The sequence below is a fragment of the Halorhodospira halophila genome, from assembly GCF_016653405.1.
GTDB classification, from domain to species: domain Bacteria; phylum Pseudomonadota; class Gammaproteobacteria; order Nitrococcales; family Halorhodospiraceae; genus Halorhodospira; species Halorhodospira halophila_A.
In genome coordinates this window covers 23,587-41,267 of the sequence record NZ_NHSN01000005.1, presented here as the reverse complement: position 1 = coordinate 41,267, position 17,681 = coordinate 23,587, and the positions used below count along the sequence as shown (strand labels likewise).

The following is a 17,681-nucleotide window of genomic DNA, read 5'->3' as shown; positions in this document are numbered from 1 at the left end:
CCCGGACTCGATTTCGATCCCCGTATCCGGGGGATCGGGCTCTGCCTGGACGAGGTTGGAACCGAACGGTCGCCGGAGCGGATACGGGCCGGATCCGCGATGGTCGGGTTGGCCTGCCAGATCCACGGGTAGAGCAGTGGGTTGCCGAGGTGTTCGGCGGCCAGGTCCCACAGGGTATCCCCGGACTCGATTTCGATCCCCGTATCCGGGGGATCGGGCTCTGCCTGGACGAGGTTGGAACCGAACAGAAGGGAGAGGGCGCAGAGCCCGGTGCGTTTGATCATGCCCAGCCATCCCGTCGCAGCATTGGAGGAAGGGGTTAACCTTGGCGCCCTTACGGTTAAGCTAAGCGAGCCGGACTGAAATTGGAAGAATAAAAAGTTTCAGGTTTTTGCAGGTGGTTGGGGCGCGTCAATTGGCTCGTAGAGGGTGACCGGCTCCTCGCGCCCCTTGACCTGCACCCGATCGACCTCACGGAACCGGTACACCGCCTCCAGCCCGGTGCGGGTGTGCTCGGTGACGAGTACGCCAACGCCGTATGTCTTGGTCTGCCCCTCCACCCGGGAGGCCAGGTTGACGGTGTCGCCCAGGGCCGTGTACGCCCGACGGTAGGCCGAGCCCATGTCGCCGACGGCCGCCGGCCCGGAGTTCAGGCCGACGCCGATCTCGATCGCCGGCAGCCCCTCGCGGGCCAGTTCCTCGCGCAGCCGGGTCGCCTCGCGCTGCATGGCCAGCGCCGCGGCGACCGCATTGCGGCGGTGCTCCGGGTCGTCGAGCGGGGCGCCCCAGAAGGCCATGATGAGATCCCCCACGTACTTGTCGATGGTCCCGCCGTGCTCGAAGATGACCCGGGTCATGGGCGTGAAGAAGCGGTTGAGCAGTTCGCGCAGCGCCGCGGCGTCGAGTTGTTCGGAGAGCGTGGTGAAGCCGCGGATGTCGGCGAAGAGCACCGTGATCTCCCGCGTCTCGCCCGTCTGGGTATAGGAGCCCGGGGCTTCGGCCATGCGGGCGACCAGTTCCGGCGGGACGTACTCGCCGAAGCGCTGGCGCAGCTGTTGACGACGCCGGTACTCGAAGAGGAACCCCCAGGAGAGGTTGCCGGCACCGATGAGCAGCACGGCAGCCAGCGGGGCGGTGGCGCCCAGGGCCAGGTCCCACTGGGCCCAGGCCCACAGGTTCGCGCCCAGGATTGCGGCCAGCAGGGCGGCGGTGACCGCCAGCGTGGCGAGCGGCCCGAGAAAGGGCAGCAGGCCGGCGGCGAGTAGCCCGGCTACCAGGGTGGCCAGCAGGTCGGCGCCCTCGACCCAGGCCGGCTCCCGGGGCAGGTCGTCGGTGAGGATGCCGGCGAGCAAGTTGGCGTGGATCTCGACGCCCGGAAAGGCTGCCTGCATCGGGGTGGCGCGCATGTCGTAGAGGCCCATGGCGCTGGTACCCACCAGGACGATGGCGCCCTCCAGGATTCCATCGTCCACATCGCCGGTCAGCAGGTCTGCGGCACTGATCGAGGGGAAGCTGCCCTGCGGACCGCGATAGGGGATCAGGGCCTGGCCCCGGGCATCCGTGGGCAGGCGGGCAGCGCCGAGCCCCACCGCCGCCACGGCGTTGTAGTCGCCGATACGCGTTGTCTCGACTCGCAGACTGTCCAGGAGCTGGTAGACCCGTGCCGTCTCCAGCGCGAGGCTCGGGTACGCCTTCTCGCCGTGGCCGAGCAGCAGTGGCGCCCGGCGCACCACACCGTCGCTGTCGGGGACAATGCTGAAGGCGCCGCCGCTTGTGGCGGCCTGCTGGAGGGCGGGGCGGTTGCCGGTGTAGGCGTCGAAGCGGTGGATGACCGTGGAGTCGCCAGTCGCCGGATCCAGCCCCGGTGCCGGATCGGGGAGCCTGCCGGTATGGCTGGTGGTCTCGTCGTGGTGCAGGAAGAAGCCGAGCACCGAGTCGCCGCGCTCCAGCTGCTCGGCCAGGCGGCGATCGCCGTCGAATCGCGGAGCGAGTTCACCGACGCGTTCACGCAGCGCCGGGTCGTCCACCCCGCGGGCCACCTGCTCCGCCGGATTGTGCTCGGGTTCGGCAAAGACGATGTCGAAGGCGACCACCACGGCCCCGGCGGCCCAAAGCGCCTCGAGCAGCTCGGCCACGGTGCTCCGCGGCCACGGCCAGCGGCCGACGCGCCCGAGGCTGCGCTCATCGATATCGACGATGACGATCTCGACCTCGTCGTGGGCGTCCAGCCCGGTGCGCTGCGACCAGATCAGTCGTTGGTCGTAGATCAGCTGCTCGGCGGCCTCCACCGTCGCGCGCACCGGCGGCCAGTCGCCGCGGGTGGCGGTCACCACCAGGGCCAGGAGCAGCACGCCGATCGTTAGCGGGGCGAGGCGGCTGCGCAGGGTGTGCGGCACGGCTACGGCCGGTAGCCGGGGATGGCGGCCTCGTCGACCTCGTCGATGGCCTCGGGGTGCATGAAGTGCCGGGCGTAGTCGCGGTAGACGCCCTCGCGGATGAACACGTCGAAGAGCTCCGGGTCGAAGTGGCCGTCCTGGGTCATGAAGCCCATGATGCGCACCGCCTCGCTGAGCTTTTTGCCTGGCTTGTAGGGGCGGTCGGCGGCGGTCAGGGCCTCGAAGACGTCGGCCAGCGCCATCATCCGGGCCCGTCGGCTCATCTGTGCCCCGGTGATGCCCTCGGGGTAACCGCCGCCATCCATGCGCTCGTGGTGCTGCGAGGCGATCTCCGGCACCCGCTGCAAATGGCGCGGGTAGGTCAGCTGATCGAGCATCTCGCGGCTGACGCGGACGTGGTCGCGCATCTGTTCCATCTCGGCGTCACTGAGCGTGCCGCGACGGATCTGCAGGTGTTCAATCTCCCCGGCGGTGAGCAGAGGCTGTCGATGGCCTGCGGCGTCCGTCCAGCTGTAGGCGTCGGCGATGGCCGCCACCCGCTCGCGCGCGGCGTCGTCCATGGCCTCGCCGCCGATGTTGGCACTGCGCAGGAAGGTCAGGTCGTCGTCCAGGCGCTGGCAGAGCGTCCGGTAATCGGTGTCCGCTTGGTTCGCCTCTTGGCTGCCGCCGCTCAGATGCCGGCGCAGCCGCGTGGCCTCCGCTTCCTGGCGGACGACGGCGGCTCGGGTGGCCACCTCCTCGATGGTGTCCGTCTGGCGTTCGAGCTTGGTCGCCTTGTTCACCACCGCCTCGGGGGTGGTGACCTTGCCGCAGTCGTGGAGCCAGGCGGCCAGGCGCAGCTCCTCGTGCTCCTCGGCACTGAGCCGGTAATCCGCCAATGGGCCCTGCGCGGTCCGGCAGGCGGCGTCGGCGATCATCAGCGTCAGCTGCGGGACGCGCTCGCAGTGGCGGCCGGTGGTCGGATTCTTGCGGTCGATGGCCCGCGCCAGGACTTCGGTGAACGATTCGAACAGCTGGCGCTGGGCATCGATCAGACCCTGCTTGGTCAGGGCGATGGCGGCCTGGGAGGCCAGCGATTCGGCAATGCGCGCATCGCGCGGCGAGAAGGGCACGGTCTGGCCGTCGCGCACGGCGTTGATGAGCTGCAGCACGCCGATCACGGTCTGCTCGTGGTCCCGCAGCGGTACGGTCAGGAACGACTGCGACCGGTAGCCGGTGCGTGCGTCCACCGCCCGGGTGCCGGAGAAGTCGAACCCCTGCGCGTCATAGGCGTCGTCGATGCGCACGGTTTGCCCGTGGACCGCGGCGTACGCCGCCACATTGCGGGTGTTCGGGGTGCCGTCTTCGAGGTACAGCGGCAGGGGCGAAAAGTCGATCGGGCGTCCCGATGTGCCGCCGAGGTGGAGTTCGAGGGTGTCGTTGTGGACGGTGTTGAAGTGAAGCTGCCCGTCGCGTACCCGGTAGACGGTTCCGGCGTCGGCTGAGGTGAGCGCCCGGGCACCGCTGAGGATGCGCTCGAGCAGTCGGTCGGTATCCTGTTCTGCAGACAGGGCTACACCGATTTCCAGGAGCTGCGCCAGGCGCTGCTCGGTCAGCGGCGGCTCGTACGCATCGCTCACGGCAACGCTCCGGCGCAGTCGATCCGGACGGCCCCGGTGCGCTCTATTTGATGATGCCTTTGTACTGGTAGATCAGGTAGCTGCATCCGGCACCCGCCAGAACCGAGACCACCAGCCAGTCCATCGAGATCAGCCGCGGATCGACGGCGATCGCGATGAACAGCATGTAGAGAACGGCGAAGGCCACACCGGTCAGGCCAACCAGCGCCAGCTTGCCACCGAGCGTGTCGAATTCCATCGTCCCTCCTGAGCATTCTGTCGGACTCTCCCTGTGGGAAAGGTACGCGCGCAGGCTCCTGAACACAATGGTCCGCGGTGTCGTGCCGGGCGGTGTCCGGCTTGACCCGCGGGGGCCTCAGCGGGAGGATACGCCGCAAATCAGCGAAAGGGAGAAGCCCGCATGAGCGACACCGGTGTCAAGACCGACGAAAAGAAACAGCACTTCGACGATATCTACATCGCCGACTCCCCGGTTCCTTTCAAGGAACAGATCCTCGACGCCCTCGATTACGTCTCCGATAACTTCAATCGCCAGACCTTCGATCGCCTGATCCTGCCCTGGGTCGAGAAGCAGACCGCCGGTGGCCAGCCGGTGAACTTCGTGGACCTGTGCGCCTGCTTCGGCAACACCACCATGGCCACCCTGTACGGCATGGACTTCGAGGCCATCCGCCACAACTGGCGCGATCGCGACGCCGCGCTGAACATCGAGGCCGAGCGCCGCTTCCCCGCGCGCGTCACCGGGATCGACATCTCCGGCAGTGCGCTCGCCTACGGCAAGCAGGCCGGTATCTACGACGAGACCATCGAGGCCGACCTTAACGCCCCGCCGGCCGAGACGCAGCAGGCCGTGGAGCGCACCATGGCCGAGGCCGATGTGGTCATCTCCACCGCCGCGCTGGTCTACTTGGAGCCGGAGGCCATCAAGAAGATCCTCGACGCCTTTGCCAGCAAGCAGGGGGAGGGGTACATGCTGGTCAACTTCCTCAATCCCTTCGCCCTGGAGAAGGCCGACGCCACCAAGCGCATGCTCCTCGAGCGCTTCGAGTTCGTCGGCAGCATGGCCTCGCGCCACCGGCGCATGTCGCAGCTCGAGCAGGAGAACTATCCTGGCGAGGAGTGGTCGCTGCTGGAGATCTGGGTCCTGCGCCGCAAAGGCTGAGTGACCCTCGGGTCGTCCCGGGCGGCGACCCGAAACCACCGGAGGGGCGATGGAGCTGCGCGCGCTGGGCACGAGTGGCGGAATCGGCCAGGGGCTGCGCACCACCGCCTTTCTGGTGGACGGCTGGCTGCTCGTCGACGCCGGCAGCGGCGTCGGCGACCTGACCGCCGCGGAGCTCGGCGGCATCCGCGATGTGCTGCTGACCCACGCCCATCTGGATCACACCGCCTACCTGGGGCTGATGGCCGACGCCCGTATCGGTGACGGCACCCCGCCCATCCGGGTCCATGCGCCGGCGCCGACACTCGACGTATTGCGCGAGCACCTGTTCAACGGCGTCCTATGGCCGGATTTCACCGCCATCCCCACCCCGCAGGAGCCGGTGCTTGTCTTCGAGCCGCTGCCCTCCGCTCAGGCTTTGATCCTCGGTGCGTTCCACATCACGCCGCTGCCGGCGCGGCACAGCGTCCCGGCTGTGGGCTATCGCATCGAGGATGGCAGCGGCAGCCTTGTCTTCAGCGGCGATACCGGTGCCTCGCCGGCGCTGCGTGAGCGGCTTGAAGAGCTGGGGATGCCGGATGCCCTGATCATCGAGTGCGCCTTCCCCGATGCTCTGGAGTCGCTGGCCCGCCAGGTGGGCCACTACACCCCGGCGCAGCTCGTTGAAGAACTACGGCATTGGCCCGCAGGCGTGCGGGTGTGGGTCACGCACCTCAAACCCGGTGCGGCGGCGCATATCGAGGAGGAGCTGCGCGAGCAGGCCGCTGCCGCCGGGGTGCACTGCGAACTGCTGCGTGGCGGCGACGTCCTGCAGATCGGCCGCTGAGGCAGGCGTTGAATCGCCGCGGACGAGCGGTTAGGTTCCGTACTCACCCCGACGCGTGGGCCGGTTCCCGGATGCGAGCAAGCGACAACCCGCAATCACGCCCGAGCCGGGCTCGGGCAGGCATCGCCTGGGCGCTGCTCCTCGTCCTCGGGGTGGCGCCGGCCGCCGCCGAGGAGCAACGACCGCAGAGCTACGTCCAGCTGGCCTTTGCCCAGGTCGTCTTCGACGGCTCGCTGAGCGTCCGCCCGGAGGGGGATCCGGACGCTGAGGCCATCGACTACCGCCGGGCCATCGGCGGCCACCTGCGCGCCTCCTGGCAGTCCGCCGCGGGCGGTTTTCTTTACTTCGACTATCTGGGCACGGATGCCTGCGTCGGCGACTGCCTGGGGGGCGGGGACGCCGAAGATACCCGCGCCGCCCTGGAGCACTACGCCTTCGGCCTGGGCTGGCATCGGAGCGACGTGGTGGCCGGAACGGACGTGTACGCTGCGGCCGCCCGCGAGCGGCGCAACCTCGAAAAGTGTGAGGAAGACGACGACGACGCCTGCCGGGAGGACCGCCGGGCCGGTGCCACCGTGGGGCTGGGTGTGCAGCGACCGCTCTCCAGGCGCTGGAGCGTGGACGCCCACTACGCCTACTACCTGGGCATGGACGACCCGGACGATCCCGAGGAGCGTCTGCTGCGCATCGGCAATGGTCGCCTGACCCTGAGCGCCCGTGTCGAGCTGGTGGAGGGACTCTTTGACGGCGTCTTCGAGTACGAGGAGTCGCGCAATCGCGGCGGGCGTGTCGGCGTCCGCCTGCGCTTCTAGGCGCTGCCGGGGCGGCGCAGGCTCAGTTGCCCGGTTGGGCTGCGGCGACGCTGCAGCAGACGCCGTGCGGCCAGTAGTCCAGCCACCAGACCCGCCGCCGCGCTGGCCACGGTGCCCGGGGTGCCGGCGCCGAGTCCGGCGTCGGCGAGCAGGGCGCCGCCGAGCAGGCCGGCCAGCGGCAGCAGGTAAACGGCCAGGGCGCCGCCGAGCAGGGCGCCGGTAGGCACCGAGACCACCACCGCCTCGCCGGCGTGGGCGCCGATGGCGTTGCGCACCCACACGCCCCGCGCCCCGCGGTGGCGGTCCAGCAGCTGCGCGCCGCAGGCCCCGCGCGCCTTGCAGGCGCCACAGGCCGCCGGCCGGTCGGCGTGGACCCGGGCCTGATCGCCGCGGGTCTCGATGACCACCGCCTCGCGCTCCAGGCAGCCGCTCATGAATCCGCCTCTTCGCCGGCCAGGGCCTCCGGGTCGGCGGTGATCGGCCGGTAGACCTCCACGCGGTCGCCGTTCTCGAGAACCCGATCAGCCTTGACCGGCTTGGCGAAGACGCCGAGCTTGAGCGCGCTCAGCTCCAGGTGCGGGAAGCGCTGCTGCAGGCCGCTCTGTGCCACGGCCTGCGCGGCGGTGGTCCCCGCCGGCACCTGCAGGCAGCGCCAGAAGTGCTCACTGCCCTCGACGTAGGCCACCGAGACCTGCAGGGGGTCGTTCTGCGCCTCGTGCTCGCTCATGTCGTCTGTGCCTCCCGGCGTCGATCCAGCAGCCGCTTGCCGGCCATCAGAAATCCTAACGCGATAAAGCCCCCCGGCGGCAGCACCATGAGCAGGAAGCCGGGGTAATCAGGGAAGACGGTGATCTCCAGGAAAGCGAAGGCATCCCCGAGCATCAGCCCGGCCTGGTCGAACAGGGTGCCGGCGCCGAGCAGCTCGCGCACGCCGCCGAGAACGACCAGGATGGCGGTGAAGCCCAGGCCCATCATCAGTCCGTCAAAGGCGGCCTCGGCGGGCGGATGGCGCGAGGCGAAGACTTCGGCCCGGGCCAGGATGGCGCAGTTGGTCACGATCAGCGGGATGAACAGCCCCAGCGCCTGGTAGAGGGGGTTGAGGTGGGCCTCCATGAACAGATCCACCACGGTGACCAGGGTGGCGATGAGCAGGATAAACACCGGGATGCGCACCGGGTCGGTGATCAGCCCGCGCAGGGTGGAGACCAGCACCGCTGCGAGCACCATCACGAACAGCGTGGCCAGACCCAACCCCAGACCGTTGGTGGCGGTAGAGGTCACCGCCAGCAGCGGGCAGAGGGCCAGCAGCTGAGCGAAGACCACGTTGTTGTCCCAAAGCCCCTCACGGGCGATGCGCCGCCAGCGGCCCTCGGGGGCGGGTGCTTCCCGGTCGGCGAGTCCGGCATCGGTGTCAGCCATCGTCGGTCTCCTCGGTTGCGCCATCGGCGGTCCGCTGGCGGCCGGCGCGGGGGTCGAGCAGCCGGTCCTGGTGGGCCTCGAAGGCGTGCAGGGCGGCGTGGACGGCCTCGACCACCGCCCGCGGGGTGATGGTCGCACCCGTGAACTGGTCGAACTCGCCGCCGTCCTTCTCCACGGCCCAAGCCTCTTCGGGGGGATCGCCGAGGGAGCGCCCCTCGAAGGCGTCGATCCAGTCGGAGCGTTCGGCCTCGATGTCGTCGCCGAGCCCCGGGGTCTCCCGGTGCTCGGTGACGCGTGCGGCCAGGATTTCGCCGTCGCGGTCGATGCCGACGATCACCCGGATGGTGCCGCCGTAGCCCTGGGCCTGACTCTCCAGCGCCACCGCCGTTACTGCATCGCCCTCCACGTGCTGCCAGCCGGTGTGTCGGCGGCCGTCGTGCTCGACGGTGACGGTGCGCTCCAGCGGGGCGTCGGCGGCGCTGTGTACCGGCGTGACCTGGGCGATGCGCTCGCCGAGCTGGCGCTCGCGGGCCGCCTCGATCGGCTCGCGGGTCTGCAGGTCGGCAATGACCAGCGCGGCGCTGCTGAGCAGGGCCACCATGCCGAGCAGGGTGACGTGGTAGGCGGTGCGCTGCTGGTAGCTGGGGCGCTCCGGCGTGCTCATGGGCCCTCCCGGTCCGTGCTCAGCGGCGCGCCCAGCCGGGTCCGGCCGTAGACCCGGGGGCGGATCCAGTGGTCGATCAGCGGGGTGAAGGCGTTCATCAGCAGCACCGCGAAGGCGGTGGCCTCCGGGTAGCCGCCGTAGGTGCGCACCACCCAGACGATCAGCGCACAGCCGGCGGCGAAGACCGCACGGCCGAGGGTGGTGGCCGGCGAGGTGGTCGGGTCGGTGGCGATGAAAAAGGCCGCCAGCAGGGTCGAACCGGCCAGGATATGGACGCCGGCATCGGCGTAGCGATCCGGGTCGATCAGGTGGAAGGCGCTGGCGAGCAGCGCCAGGGTGGCGAGCATGACCACCGGGATCTCCCAGGCGATCACCCGCCGGTAGATCAGGTAGAGCCCGCCCAGGGCGAGCAGCAGTGCCGAGCCCTCCGCCAGGCTGCCCGGCGCGTAGCCGAGCAGGGCCAGCGCCGGCTGGTAGGCTTCGGGCAGGGCGGTCTCGATGCTCTGCCCCTCGGTGACGGCGGTGCGCGCCGTGTCGAGGGTGGTGGCGCCGGTGACCGCGTCCCAGTCAGCAGCGCCGGCGAAGGTGATCCCGAGCGATTCCAGGAAGCCGGGGGCGGTTGCCGAGCCCAGGGGGGCCGGCTCCACCCAGCGGGTCATTTCCACCGGGAAGGCGATGAGCAGGGCAACGCGGGCGACCATGGCGGGATTGAAGAGGTTCTGCCCGGTGCCGCCGAAGACCCCCTTGCCCAGGATCACCGCCAGCAGTCCGCCGATCACACCGATCCACCACGGCGCCCAGGGCGGCAGGCTCATGGCCAGGATCCAGCCGGCGACCAGCGCGGAGCTGTCACCCACGCCGCTGCGTACCGGGCGTCCGGCCGCGCGCAGGCAGGCGGCCTCGGCGGCCACCACGGTGACCAGGGTGATCAGCAGCAGATTGAGGGCCGGCCAGCCGTAGAGCCACACCCCGAAGGCGGTGGCGGGTGCTGCGGCGAGCAGCACCTGGCGCATCAGGGTGGGCAGGCTCAGCGGGGCCCGGGTGTGGGGGCCGGCAACCAGCTCGCTCACGTCTGAGTCTCCTTCTCCTCGTTTTGCGGCTGCTCCTGGGCTGGACTTTCCGAATCGCCGCCGGCGGCCTTCTGCTGCGCCCGCTGGCGGCGGCGGGCCGCGGCGGCGGCCTTCTTGCGTTCCTGCTCGCGTCGCTGGCGCTCCGCCCGCTGCTCGGCCATGCGCCGCTGCAGTTCGCTGCGCTCCTTGGCGGCGGCTTGCTCGGCGCGCTGACCCCGGGCGTGGTGGAAGAGCTGGACCAGCGGCCGCGCCGAGGGACAGACGTAGGCGCAGGAACCGCAGGTCAGGCAGTCCATCAGGCCGCTGGCCGCGGCGCCGTCGACGTCGCCGGCGGCGGCGCGGTTGGCGATCTCGAAGGGCATCAGCCCCATCGGGCAGGCATCGACACAGCGCCCGCAACGGATGCAGGGGCGCCCTTCGGCCTCGCGGATCTCCGCGGCGGTCAGGGCGATGACGCCGTTGGTGCCCTTGGCCACGCCGGCCTCCAGCGGGGCCACCTGGCCCATCATCGGACCGCCGGCGAGCACCCGGGCCGGGTCCTCGCGCAGCCCGCCGGCCGCCTCGAGCAGGGCCTGCAGCGGCAGACCCAGGGGCACCTCGAAGTTCGTCGGCTCGGCCACGGCGCCGCCGCCGACGGTGATCGGACGGCTGATCAGCGGCCGGCCGTGGCGGGCGGCGCGGTGGACGGCGTAGGCGGTGCCGACGTTGTGCACCACCACGCCGATATCCGCCGCCCGCGCCCCGGCGGGCACCTCGCGGCCGGTCAGCGTGTAGATCAGGTGTTTTTCCGAGCCCTGGGGCCAGAGGCTCGGTACCGGCACCACGTCGGGGCCGCCCAGGGCGTCGGTGGCGCGGCGCAGGGCGTGGATGGCCTCCGGCTTGTTGTCCTCGACCCCGATGGCGGTGCGCTCGGCTCCCAGGGCGCGGGCCATCAGCTGGGCGCCGTCGATGATCCCGGCGGCGCGCTCGCGCATCAGGCGGTCGTCGCAGGTCAGGTACGGCTCGCACTCACCGCCGTTGAGGATCAGGGTGGCCACCGGCTGCCCGGCGCCGAGCTTGACCGCCGCCGGGAAGGCGGCGCCCCCCATGCCGACGATGCCCGCCTCGGCCACCCGGGTGGCGATGGCCGTAGGGTCGAGCTGCCCGGCCGGCGCGGTCATCGGGTCCGGCAGCTGCGGCGCCCAGCGCTCCTCGCCGTCGGGTTCGATGATCACGGTGGGGACGGTCAGCCCCGAGGGGTGCGGCGCCGGATGGCGGTCAATGGCCACCACCCGGCCCGAGGTGGGGGCGTGGACGGCGGCCGAGAGGCCGGCTTCCGGCGTGCCGATGCACTGCCCCTTGGCGACGTCCTGGCCCGGTGCGACCGCCGGCAGGGCGGGCGCGCCGATGTGCTGGGCCAGCGAGACGTAGAGCCGCTGCCCGGCCCGCAGGGGTTCCAGCGGGGCCTCTGCGGTGGATTGCTTGCGCGACTCGGTGCGTACGCCGCCGCGGATGATCTTTGGTTTGCTAAGCAGCACGGTCGCAGGCCTCCGTCGGTCGCGGCCAGCGCCAATTGGCCAGGGTGACCGGCTCCGGGACCATCTCCAGCGCGCCGGTGGCGCAGACGTCGATGCACGCCGTGCAGCCGGAACACGCCTCGGGCAATACCCCGTGGATCTGCTTGGGTGCGCCGATGACCGCATCGGTGGGGCAGGCCTTGATGCACTTCAGGCAGCCGGTGCACAGGTCCTCGCGGGTGACCCGCGCCACCCGGCGGACGCCGTCGTCGCCGTCTTCCAGGACCAGCGGCTGCCCGGTGATCCGGGCAATCTCCTCGGCCACGGCGCGACCGCCGGGCGGGCAGAAGTTCACCGGCAGCTCGCCGGCGGCCACGGCCCGGGCGCCGACGCTGCAGCCGGGCAGGCCGCACTGGCCGCAGTTGGTACCGGGCAGGACGCGCTCCACCTCCTCGGCGGTCTCGTCCGGCGGCGGCTTTAGATACTGCGCGGCCACGGCCAGCAGGAACCCGATCACCAGCGCCATCCCGGTCAGAACCAGCATCGCTGCATACATCGCCTCACCCTCCTTCGGGCAGTCCGGTCAGTCCCATGAACGCCAGCGACAGCAGCCCGGCGACCACGAAGCCGATGGGGGCACCGGCAAAGGCGGCCGGTACCGCCGCCGTGGCCAGCCGCTCGCGCAGGCCGGCGAACAGGACCAGAACCAGCGTGAAACCGAGCGCCGCTCCGACGCCGAAGACCAGGCTCTCGGCGAACGTGTGCGCTTCCTGGATGTTGAGCAGGGCCACGCCGAGCACGGCGCAGTTGGTGGTGATCAGCGGCAGGAAGACGCCCAGAACCTGGTGCAGGGCGGGGCTGACCCGGGCGACGGCCATCTCGGTGAACTGCACGGTCCCGGCGATGACGAGGATGAAGCTGAGGATGCGCAGGAACTCCAGGTCCAGGGGGATGAGCAGGGCGTGCTCGATCACCCACCCGGCCGCCGCCGCCAACGTGAGTACGAAGGTGGTGGCCAGGCCCATGCCCAGGGCGGTATCCAGTCGGTTCGACACACCCATGAACGGGCACAGCCCCAGGAACTGGGTCAGGACCACATTGTTCACTAGGGCGACGCCGAGCAGCAGTAGCAGGTATTCCGTCATCCTCTTTCCCTTTCCCGGCCCGTCGGCGGCGTTCGCTACGGGTCAAGCATCAGCCGTGCCAGCCGGTACCCTTTGAGCACCACGGTCCCGCAACCCCGCGTCATCCCGTCCGAACCTCGCCCATTTGCACCAAAGAGGTGCCGTTGCACCGATGTGGCACAGACGACAAAAGCATCACCTTCCGTGAACCACTGTGAGAAACGCGACAAACGGGGGTCGACGGTTCGCCGGCTGTCTGGAACGGGAGTTGCAACGGTTTTGGCTGGCCCAGATGGGGTCAGGGGCCCCAAGGCGTCTGACGAACGCGCCCTGCGGGTCTCCTGCGCTTCTCACCCCGGCAGGGCCGCGCGCAGAACACGCTTCGCTGTGGCTGCGCGCTGATCGGCGCGAACCCGTAAAGGTTCGCGCCGAACCCCTGCCGGGGCTGCGATGCTCGGCGCGTTCAATGACGCCTTGGGGCCCCCTGACCCCATCTGGGCCAGCCAAAACCGATGCACCTAGCGGAGGGGAGTATTCATGGAGAACCCCACGTCCGTCGGCCCCCGAGAACGCGCCCGGGCCGAACTGGTCGAGGCCCAGCTCGAGGCGCTGTACCAGGTCAGCCGGGTGCTCTCGCGCAGTCTCGACCTGCGCGAGAGCCTTCAGGCCGTCCTGGAGGTGCTCCACGAGCACGCCGATATGCACTCCGGGATGGTCGCCCTGCGCGACCCCGTCCGCCGCGAGACCATCGTGCGCGCGCTGTATGGGCAGAGCCCCGCCAATGAGGTCGCCTACCGGCCGGGCGAGGGGATCGTTGGCGAGATCCTCAATCACGCCGAGCCGCTGATCGTGCGGCGCATCTCCGAGGAGCCGCGCTTCCTCGATCGGCTCGGCCTCTACGATCCGGATCTGCCGTTCATCGGTGTACCCATCAACGGCCCCGGCGAGCAGGACCCGCCGGTGGGCGTACTCGCCGCCCAGCCCGCCGCCGACGAGGGCGCGCTGCTGGCCGAGCGCTCTCGGTTCATGCAGATGGTCGCCAACCTGGTCGCACAGACGGTCCGCCTGGCCACCGAGGTTGACCGTGAGCAGGCGGCCATCGTCGATGAGCGCGACCGCCTGCGCCGGGAGGTGCAGGAGAGCTACGGCTTCGAGAACGTCATCGGCCGGACCCCGGCTATCCGCCGGGTCTTCGAGCAGGTGCGTCGGGTGGCGCAGTGGAGCACTACGGTGCTGCTGCGCGGTGAGTCCGGCACCGGCAAGGAGCTGTTGGCCAACGCCATCCACTACAACTCGCCCCGGGCCGACGCGCCCTTTGTCAAGCTCAACTGCGCGGCGCTGCCCGACAGCCTGCTCGAGAGCGAGCTCTTCGGCCACGAGAAAGGCGCCTTCACCGGCGCTGTGCAGAGCCGGGTGGGGCGCTTCGAGCAGGCCGACGGCGGCACCATCTTCCTCGATGAGATGGGCGAGATCTCCCCGGCCTTCCAGGCGAAGCTGCTGCGGGTCCTGCAGGAGGGGGAGTTCGAGCGGGTGGGCAGCACCCGGACCCGGCGGGTGGACGTGCGCGTGCTCGCCGCCACCAACCGCGATCTGGAGGCGGCGGTGGCCGCCGGGGAGTTCCGCGAGGACCTCTACTACCGGCTCAACGTGATGACCATCACCATGCCGGCGCTGCGCGAGCGCCTCGAGGACATCCCGGAGCTGGTCCGGTTCCTCGTCGGGCGCATCGCCAGCAACCAGGAGCGGGCGCTGGAGATCTCCGACGACGCCATCCGCACGCTGATGCGCTACCACTGGCCGGGCAATGTTCGCGAACTGGAGAACGCCCTGGAGCGGGCGGCGATCATGAGCGAGGACGGCCGCATCGACCAGGAGGCCGTGATCCTGGCTGGGATCCCCGAGGACGGCTCGCCGGCCGTCGAGGGCGGGGTGCTGCCCGCCGGGCCGGCGGCCCCGGACCCGAACGACCCGAACCTGGACGAGCGCGAGCGGGTCATCGCCGCGCTGGAGCGCACCGGTTGGGTGCAGGCCAAGGCGGCGCGGTTGCTGGGCATGACGCCGCGGCAGATCGCCTACCGGATCAAGACCCTCGACATCCCGGTCAAGAGCCTATGAGCCGTTGCTGGCGGCGTGGCGGACGCGACACGCGGCTGTGTGGGGTTTGCGACACGCGCGGCGAATGCCGCGGCGGGAGGCACGGCGAGACGGGCGGTTGGCCGCTCCCGTGATCCGGCACGAGGTTTGCAGAAGAGCGGGCAGGCCCGACCGGAGCGCGGCTCCGGTCCCGACGGAGGGAGAGACAATGGACGCATCCGGCTCCACCACCTGCGACCCCGCCGCCGGCTGCCCCGGCGTCGGTGGCGAGGGGGCGCCCGGCGACGGGCTCGAGCACCTGCCCGAGGCGCTGCGCGCCAAGGTCCGGGACCACCCCTGCTACTCCGAGCGTGCCCACCACCACTTCGCGCGGCTGCACGTGGCCGTTGCCCCGGGGTGCAACCTCTCGTGCAACTACTGCAATCGCAAGTACGACTGCGCCAACGAGTCCCGCCCCGGCGTGGTTTCCGAGGTGCTCACTCCGGAGGAGGCCGCGGCCAAGACCCTGGCGGTGGCCCATGAAATCCCGCAGCTGTCGGTGGTGGGCATCGCCGGACCGGGCGACGCCCTGGCCAACCCGCGCCGCACCTTCGAGACCTTCGAGCGCATCCGCGAGGTGGCTCCCCAGCTGCGCCTGTGCCTGTCCACCAACGGCCTGGCGCTGCCCGACTACGTGGACGATCTGGTGGCCCTCGAGGTGGAGCACGTCACGGTGACGGTCAACGCCATCGACCCGGAGATCGGCGCGCGCATCCACCCCTCGATCCTCTTTGAGCACCGGCGCCGGCGTGGCCTGGAAGCCGCCCGGATCCTCGTGCAGCGCCAGCTCGCCGGCATCGAGGCGCTGGCCGCCCGCGGCGTGCTGGTCAAGGTCAACTCGGTGGCCATCCCCGGGATCAACCATCAGCATCTACCTGTCGTTTCCCGGGCGGTCCGCCAGCGCGGGGCGTTCCTGCACAACGTCATGCCCCTGATCTCCGACCCCAGCCACGGCACCTACTTCGGCGAAATCGGCCAGCGCGGCCCGAGCGACGCCGAGCTGCTCGGCCTGCGGGCCGCCTGCGCCAGTGATATCGCCGTGATGAGCCACTGCCAGCAGTGCCGTGCCGATGCCGCCGGGCTGATCGGCGAGGACCGCGGGGCGGAGTTCAGCCGGGCCCGGGTAGCGGGCCGGTCGCTGGATCCGGAGGCCGTGCGCCGACGCCAGCAGGCCACCTGGCAGGAGTTGGAGGAGCAGCTGCGGGAAGAGGAGGGTACGCCATGAACCGCACCCATTCGCTGCCGCCCGAGCCCGATGGGCGGGTCTTTGCCCCCTACACCTGCGGCGGGCTGTTGGCCGAGGCCACCGGCCTGCCCAATGATCGCGCGCTGGGCCGGCTGGTGGCCGCCTGGCTCAGCGGCGAGAGCGTCCTGCCGGCGTGGATGGGTCTGGAGCCGGGCGAGTACGTGGCCATGATGGGCCGCCACTTTCCCAGTGTGGGCGCGGTGACCCCGTTCCCCGAGCCGACGACGCTCTCGCAACCGCTGGCCGACGAGCAGGCGGATGTCGCCGACCTGCTGCTTCGCTACCGCCGCGGCGCCGATCGCTCGGAGCGCTGGCTGGCGCGCATCGTCGCCGCCGGCTGTCTGGGCCGGGATCATCTCTGGCAGGACCTGGGGTTGCGCTCCCGTGGGGAGCTCACGGCGTTGATGGAAGACGCCTTCCCCGCGCTCTGTGCGTTGAACGACCGCGACATGAAGTGGAAGAAGTTCCTGTACAAGCGGTTGTGTGAAGAGACCGGAATCTATACGTGCCGGGCGCCGTCCTGCGACGCCTGCAGCGATTTCGCCGAGTGCTTCGGGCCGGAGGAGTGATGGGCGCGGTGGTGATCGACGATACGACCTTGCGCGACGGCGAACAGTCCGCCGGCGTGGCCTTCACCCGCGCGGAGAAGTGTGCCATCGCCGCGGCGCTCGACGGGATCGGCGTGCCCGAGCTGGAGGTGGGCATCCCGGCCATGGGGCCCGAGGAGCGGGCCGACATCCGGGCCCTGGTGTCCGCCGGGCTGTCGGCGCGGTTGCTGGTTTGGGCGCGCATGCGCGAGGCGGACCTGCGGGCGTGTGTCGGGCTGGGGGTCTGGGGGGTGGACGGCTCTATCCCGGTCTCGGATCAGCAGATTGCGCACAAGCTCGGCCGCGACCGCCGCTGGGTGCTGGGTCGGATCGATGCATGGGTGCGGCGGGCGCGGGCCGAAGGGCTGGCGGTGAGTGTCGGCGGCGAGGACGCCACCCGCGCCGATCCCGATTTCCTCGTCGAGGTCGCGCACTGTGCGGAGGCGGCCGGGGCGCGCCGGCTGCGCATCGCGGATACGGTCGGCATCGCCGAGCCGTTCGCGGTCCACCAGCTCTTCCAGCGCCTGCGCGCGGTCACCGGCCTGGAGCTGGAGATGCACGCCCACGACGACTTCGGTCTGGCCACGGCCAACACCCTGGCCGCCGTCCGCGGCGGCGCCACCCACGTCAACACCACCGTCTGCGGGCTGGGCGAGCGTGCCGGCAACGCCGCGCTCGAGGAGGTGACCCTGGCGCTTCATCGGCTCTGTGACCGGACCACCGGGGTCGACGCCGCCGGCCTGACCGGTGTCGCGGCACTGGTGGAGGCCGCCTCGGGCCGGCCGGTGCCCTGGGGCAAGAGCGTGGTCGGCGCCGGTGTCTTTAGCCACGAGGCCGGGATCCACGTGGACGGGCTGCTCAAGGACGCCCGCAATTACCAGGGTCTGGATCCGGACGAGGTCGGGCGGTGCCACGAGCTCGTCCTCGGCAAGCACTCCGGCACCCGCGGGGTCCAGGCGGCGTGCCGCGAGGCCGGGGTGAGCCTGGACCGCGAGCAGGCCCGGGCGCTGCTGCCGCTGATCCGCCGCTGGAGTGTCACTCACAAGCGTGCCCCCAGTGCCGCGGAGCTGCGTGCGCTGGTGGCGCAAGGGGCGGCCGCGGCCGCCGAGGATGCCGTCGAGGTGTAG

Annotated in this window: 19 protein-coding genes; 7 read left to right on the top strand and 12 right to left on the bottom strand. The window is 70.7% G+C overall.

All coding sequences use genetic code 11. The annotated features are described in order from the left end of the window. The 4 genes from CCR79_RS01895 to CCR79_RS01880 all read right to left on the bottom strand — a co-directional run. Nucleotides 1-284 (bottom strand): LysM peptidoglycan-binding domain-containing protein (locus CCR79_RS01895; RefSeq protein ID WP_201168118.1); only part of this gene is annotated, 284 nt, incomplete at its 3' end. A 99-nt stretch (nt 285-383) separates the two neighbouring features. Next, nucleotides 384-2,396, bottom strand: coding sequence for a CHASE2 domain-containing protein (locus CCR79_RS01890; protein ID WP_201168116.1), 2,013 nt, complete (start codon nt 2,394-2,396; stop codon nt 384-386). Nucleotides 2,397-2,398: 2 nt separating this feature from the next. Beyond that, on the bottom strand, nt 2,399-4,015 hold the full coding sequence (locus CCR79_RS01885) for an HD domain-containing phosphohydrolase (protein ID WP_201168114.1): 1,617 nt from the start codon (nt 4,013-4,015) through the stop codon (nt 2,399-2,401). A 43-nt stretch (nt 4,016-4,058) separates the two neighbouring features. Further along, on the bottom strand, nt 4,059-4,253 hold the full coding sequence (locus tag CCR79_RS01880; RefSeq protein ID WP_201168112.1) for a hypothetical protein: 195 nt from the start codon (nt 4,251-4,253) through the stop codon (nt 4,059-4,061). 162 nt (nt 4,254-4,415) lie between these two features. Between CCR79_RS01880 and CCR79_RS01875 the strand changes: the two genes are divergently transcribed. From CCR79_RS01875 to CCR79_RS01865, 3 genes are all read left to right on the top strand, one after another. After that, nucleotides 4,416-5,177, top strand: a complete 762-nt coding sequence (locus tag CCR79_RS01875; RefSeq protein ID WP_201168110.1) for a class I SAM-dependent methyltransferase — start codon at nt 4,416-4,418, stop codon at nt 5,175-5,177. Nucleotides 5,178-5,226: 49 nt separating this feature from the next. Continuing rightward, nucleotides 5,227-6,003 (top strand): MBL fold metallo-hydrolase, encoded by a 777-nt coding sequence (locus CCR79_RS01870; RefSeq protein ID WP_201168109.1) that lies wholly within the window; start codon nt 5,227-5,229, stop codon nt 6,001-6,003. Nucleotides 6,004-6,074: 71 nt separating this feature from the next. Continuing rightward, on the top strand, nt 6,075-6,815 hold the full coding sequence (locus CCR79_RS01865; RefSeq protein ID WP_201168108.1) for an outer membrane beta-barrel protein: 741 nt from the start codon (nt 6,075-6,077) through the stop codon (nt 6,813-6,815). Here CCR79_RS01865 and CCR79_RS01860 read toward each other — a convergent pair. The 8 genes from CCR79_RS01860 to rsxA are packed head-to-tail and all read right to left on the bottom strand — an operon-like array spanning nt 6,812 to nt 12,609. Further along, on the bottom strand, nt 6,812-7,249 hold the full coding sequence (locus tag CCR79_RS01860) for a SoxR reducing system RseC family protein (RefSeq protein WP_201168106.1): 438 nt from the start codon (nt 7,247-7,249) through the stop codon (nt 6,812-6,814). The genes CCR79_RS01865 and CCR79_RS01860 overlap by 4 nt on opposite strands. After that, nucleotides 7,246-7,542 carry an RnfH family protein gene (locus CCR79_RS01855; RefSeq protein ID WP_201168104.1) on the bottom strand — a complete coding sequence of 99 codons (297 nt, stop codon included), beginning with the start codon at nt 7,540-7,542 and terminating at the stop codon, nt 7,246-7,248. Before CCR79_RS01855 ends, CCR79_RS01860 begins: the two co-directional genes overlap by 4 nt. Further along, a complete protein-coding gene (locus tag CCR79_RS01850; RefSeq protein WP_207190267.1) occupies nt 7,539-8,234 on the bottom strand; it encodes an electron transport complex subunit E in 696 nt (231 codons plus the stop codon). The genes CCR79_RS01855 and CCR79_RS01850 overlap by 4 nt, the downstream gene beginning before the upstream one ends. Continuing rightward, nucleotides 8,227-8,898: an RnfABCDGE type electron transport complex subunit G gene (locus CCR79_RS01845; RefSeq protein WP_201168102.1), complete on the bottom strand. Its 672-nt coding sequence runs from the start codon at nt 8,896-8,898 to the stop codon at nt 8,227-8,229. Before CCR79_RS01845 ends, CCR79_RS01850 begins: the two co-directional genes overlap by 8 nt. Further along, nucleotides 8,895-9,968 (bottom strand): RnfABCDGE type electron transport complex subunit D, encoded by a 1,074-nt coding sequence (locus CCR79_RS01840; protein WP_201168099.1) that lies wholly within the window; start codon nt 9,966-9,968, stop codon nt 8,895-8,897. The genes CCR79_RS01845 and CCR79_RS01840 overlap by 4 nt, the downstream gene beginning before the upstream one ends. After that, nucleotides 9,965-11,485, bottom strand: coding sequence for an electron transport complex subunit RsxC (gene rsxC, locus CCR79_RS01835; RefSeq protein ID WP_201168097.1), 1,521 nt, complete (start codon nt 11,483-11,485; stop codon nt 9,965-9,967). Before rsxC ends, CCR79_RS01840 begins: the two co-directional genes overlap by 4 nt. After that, nucleotides 11,475-12,020 (bottom strand): RnfABCDGE type electron transport complex subunit B, encoded by a 546-nt coding sequence (locus CCR79_RS01830; protein WP_201168096.1) that lies wholly within the window; start codon nt 12,018-12,020, stop codon nt 11,475-11,477. Before CCR79_RS01830 ends, rsxC begins: the two co-directional genes overlap by 11 nt. A 4-nt stretch (nt 12,021-12,024) precedes the next feature. Then, a complete protein-coding gene (rsxA, locus tag CCR79_RS01825) occupies nt 12,025-12,609 on the bottom strand; it encodes an electron transport complex subunit RsxA (protein WP_201168095.1) in 585 nt (194 codons plus the stop codon). 516 nt (nt 12,610-13,125) lie between these two features. Here rsxA and nifA point away from each other — a divergent pair. From nifA to nifV, 4 genes are all read left to right on the top strand, one after another. Continuing rightward, nucleotides 13,126-14,703: a nif-specific transcriptional activator NifA gene (gene nifA, locus CCR79_RS01820; RefSeq protein WP_201168092.1), complete on the top strand. Its 1,578-nt coding sequence runs from the start codon at nt 13,126-13,128 to the stop codon at nt 14,701-14,703. A 187-nt stretch (nt 14,704-14,890) separates the two neighbouring features. Further along, nucleotides 14,891-15,946, top strand: coding sequence for a nitrogenase cofactor biosynthesis protein NifB (gene nifB / locus CCR79_RS01815; protein ID WP_201168090.1), 1,056 nt, complete (start codon nt 14,891-14,893; stop codon nt 15,944-15,946). Further along, nucleotides 15,943-16,536, top strand: coding sequence for a nitrogen fixation protein NifQ (locus CCR79_RS01810; RefSeq protein ID WP_201168087.1), 594 nt, complete (start codon nt 15,943-15,945; stop codon nt 16,534-16,536). The genes nifB and CCR79_RS01810 overlap by 4 nt, the downstream gene beginning before the upstream one ends. Then, nucleotides 16,536-17,681 (top strand): homocitrate synthase, encoded by a 1,146-nt coding sequence (nifV, locus tag CCR79_RS01805; RefSeq protein WP_201168084.1) that lies wholly within the window; start codon nt 16,536-16,538, stop codon nt 17,679-17,681. The genes CCR79_RS01810 and nifV overlap by 1 nt, the downstream gene beginning before the upstream one ends.

Coding starts and splice junctions, on each gene's coding strand:
- CCR79_RS01880 (WP_201168112.1), bottom strand. CDS start 4,253: ATGGAATTCGACACGCTCGGTGGCAAGCTGGCGCTGGTTGGCCTGACC.
- CCR79_RS01875 (WP_201168110.1), top strand. CDS start 4,416: ATGAGCGACACCGGTGTCAAGACCGACGAAAAGAAACAGCACTTCGAC.
- CCR79_RS01870 (WP_201168109.1), top strand. CDS start 5,227: ATGGAGCTGCGCGCGCTGGGCACGAGTGGCGGAATCGGCCAGGGGCTG.
- CCR79_RS01865 (WP_201168108.1), top strand. CDS start 6,075: ATGCGAGCAAGCGACAACCCGCAATCACGCCCGAGCCGGGCTCGGGCA.
- CCR79_RS01860 (WP_201168106.1), bottom strand. CDS start 7,249: ATGAGCGGCTGCCTGGAGCGCGAGGCGGTGGTCATCGAGACCCGCGGC.
- CCR79_RS01855 (WP_201168104.1), bottom strand. CDS start 7,542: ATGAGCGAGCACGAGGCGCAGAACGACCCCCTGCAGGTCTCGGTGGCC.
- CCR79_RS01850 (WP_207190267.1), bottom strand. CDS start 8,234: ATGGCTGACACCGATGCCGGACTCGCCGACCGGGAAGCACCCGCCCCC.
- CCR79_RS01845 (WP_201168102.1), bottom strand. CDS start 8,898: ATGAGCACGCCGGAGCGCCCCAGCTACCAGCAGCGCACCGCCTACCAC.
- CCR79_RS01830 (WP_201168096.1), bottom strand. CDS start 12,020: ATGTATGCAGCGATGCTGGTTCTGACCGGGATGGCGCTGGTGATCGGG.
- rsxA (WP_201168095.1), bottom strand. CDS start 12,609: ATGACGGAATACCTGCTACTGCTGCTCGGCGTCGCCCTAGTGAACAAT.
- nifA (WP_201168092.1), top strand. CDS start 13,126: ATGGAGAACCCCACGTCCGTCGGCCCCCGAGAACGCGCCCGGGCCGAA.
- nifB (WP_201168090.1), top strand. CDS start 14,891: ATGGACGCATCCGGCTCCACCACCTGCGACCCCGCCGCCGGCTGCCCC.
- CCR79_RS01810 (WP_201168087.1), top strand. CDS start 15,943: ATGAACCGCACCCATTCGCTGCCGCCCGAGCCCGATGGGCGGGTCTTT.
- nifV (WP_201168084.1), top strand. CDS start 16,536: ATGGGCGCGGTGGTGATCGACGATACGACCTTGCGCGACGGCGAACAG.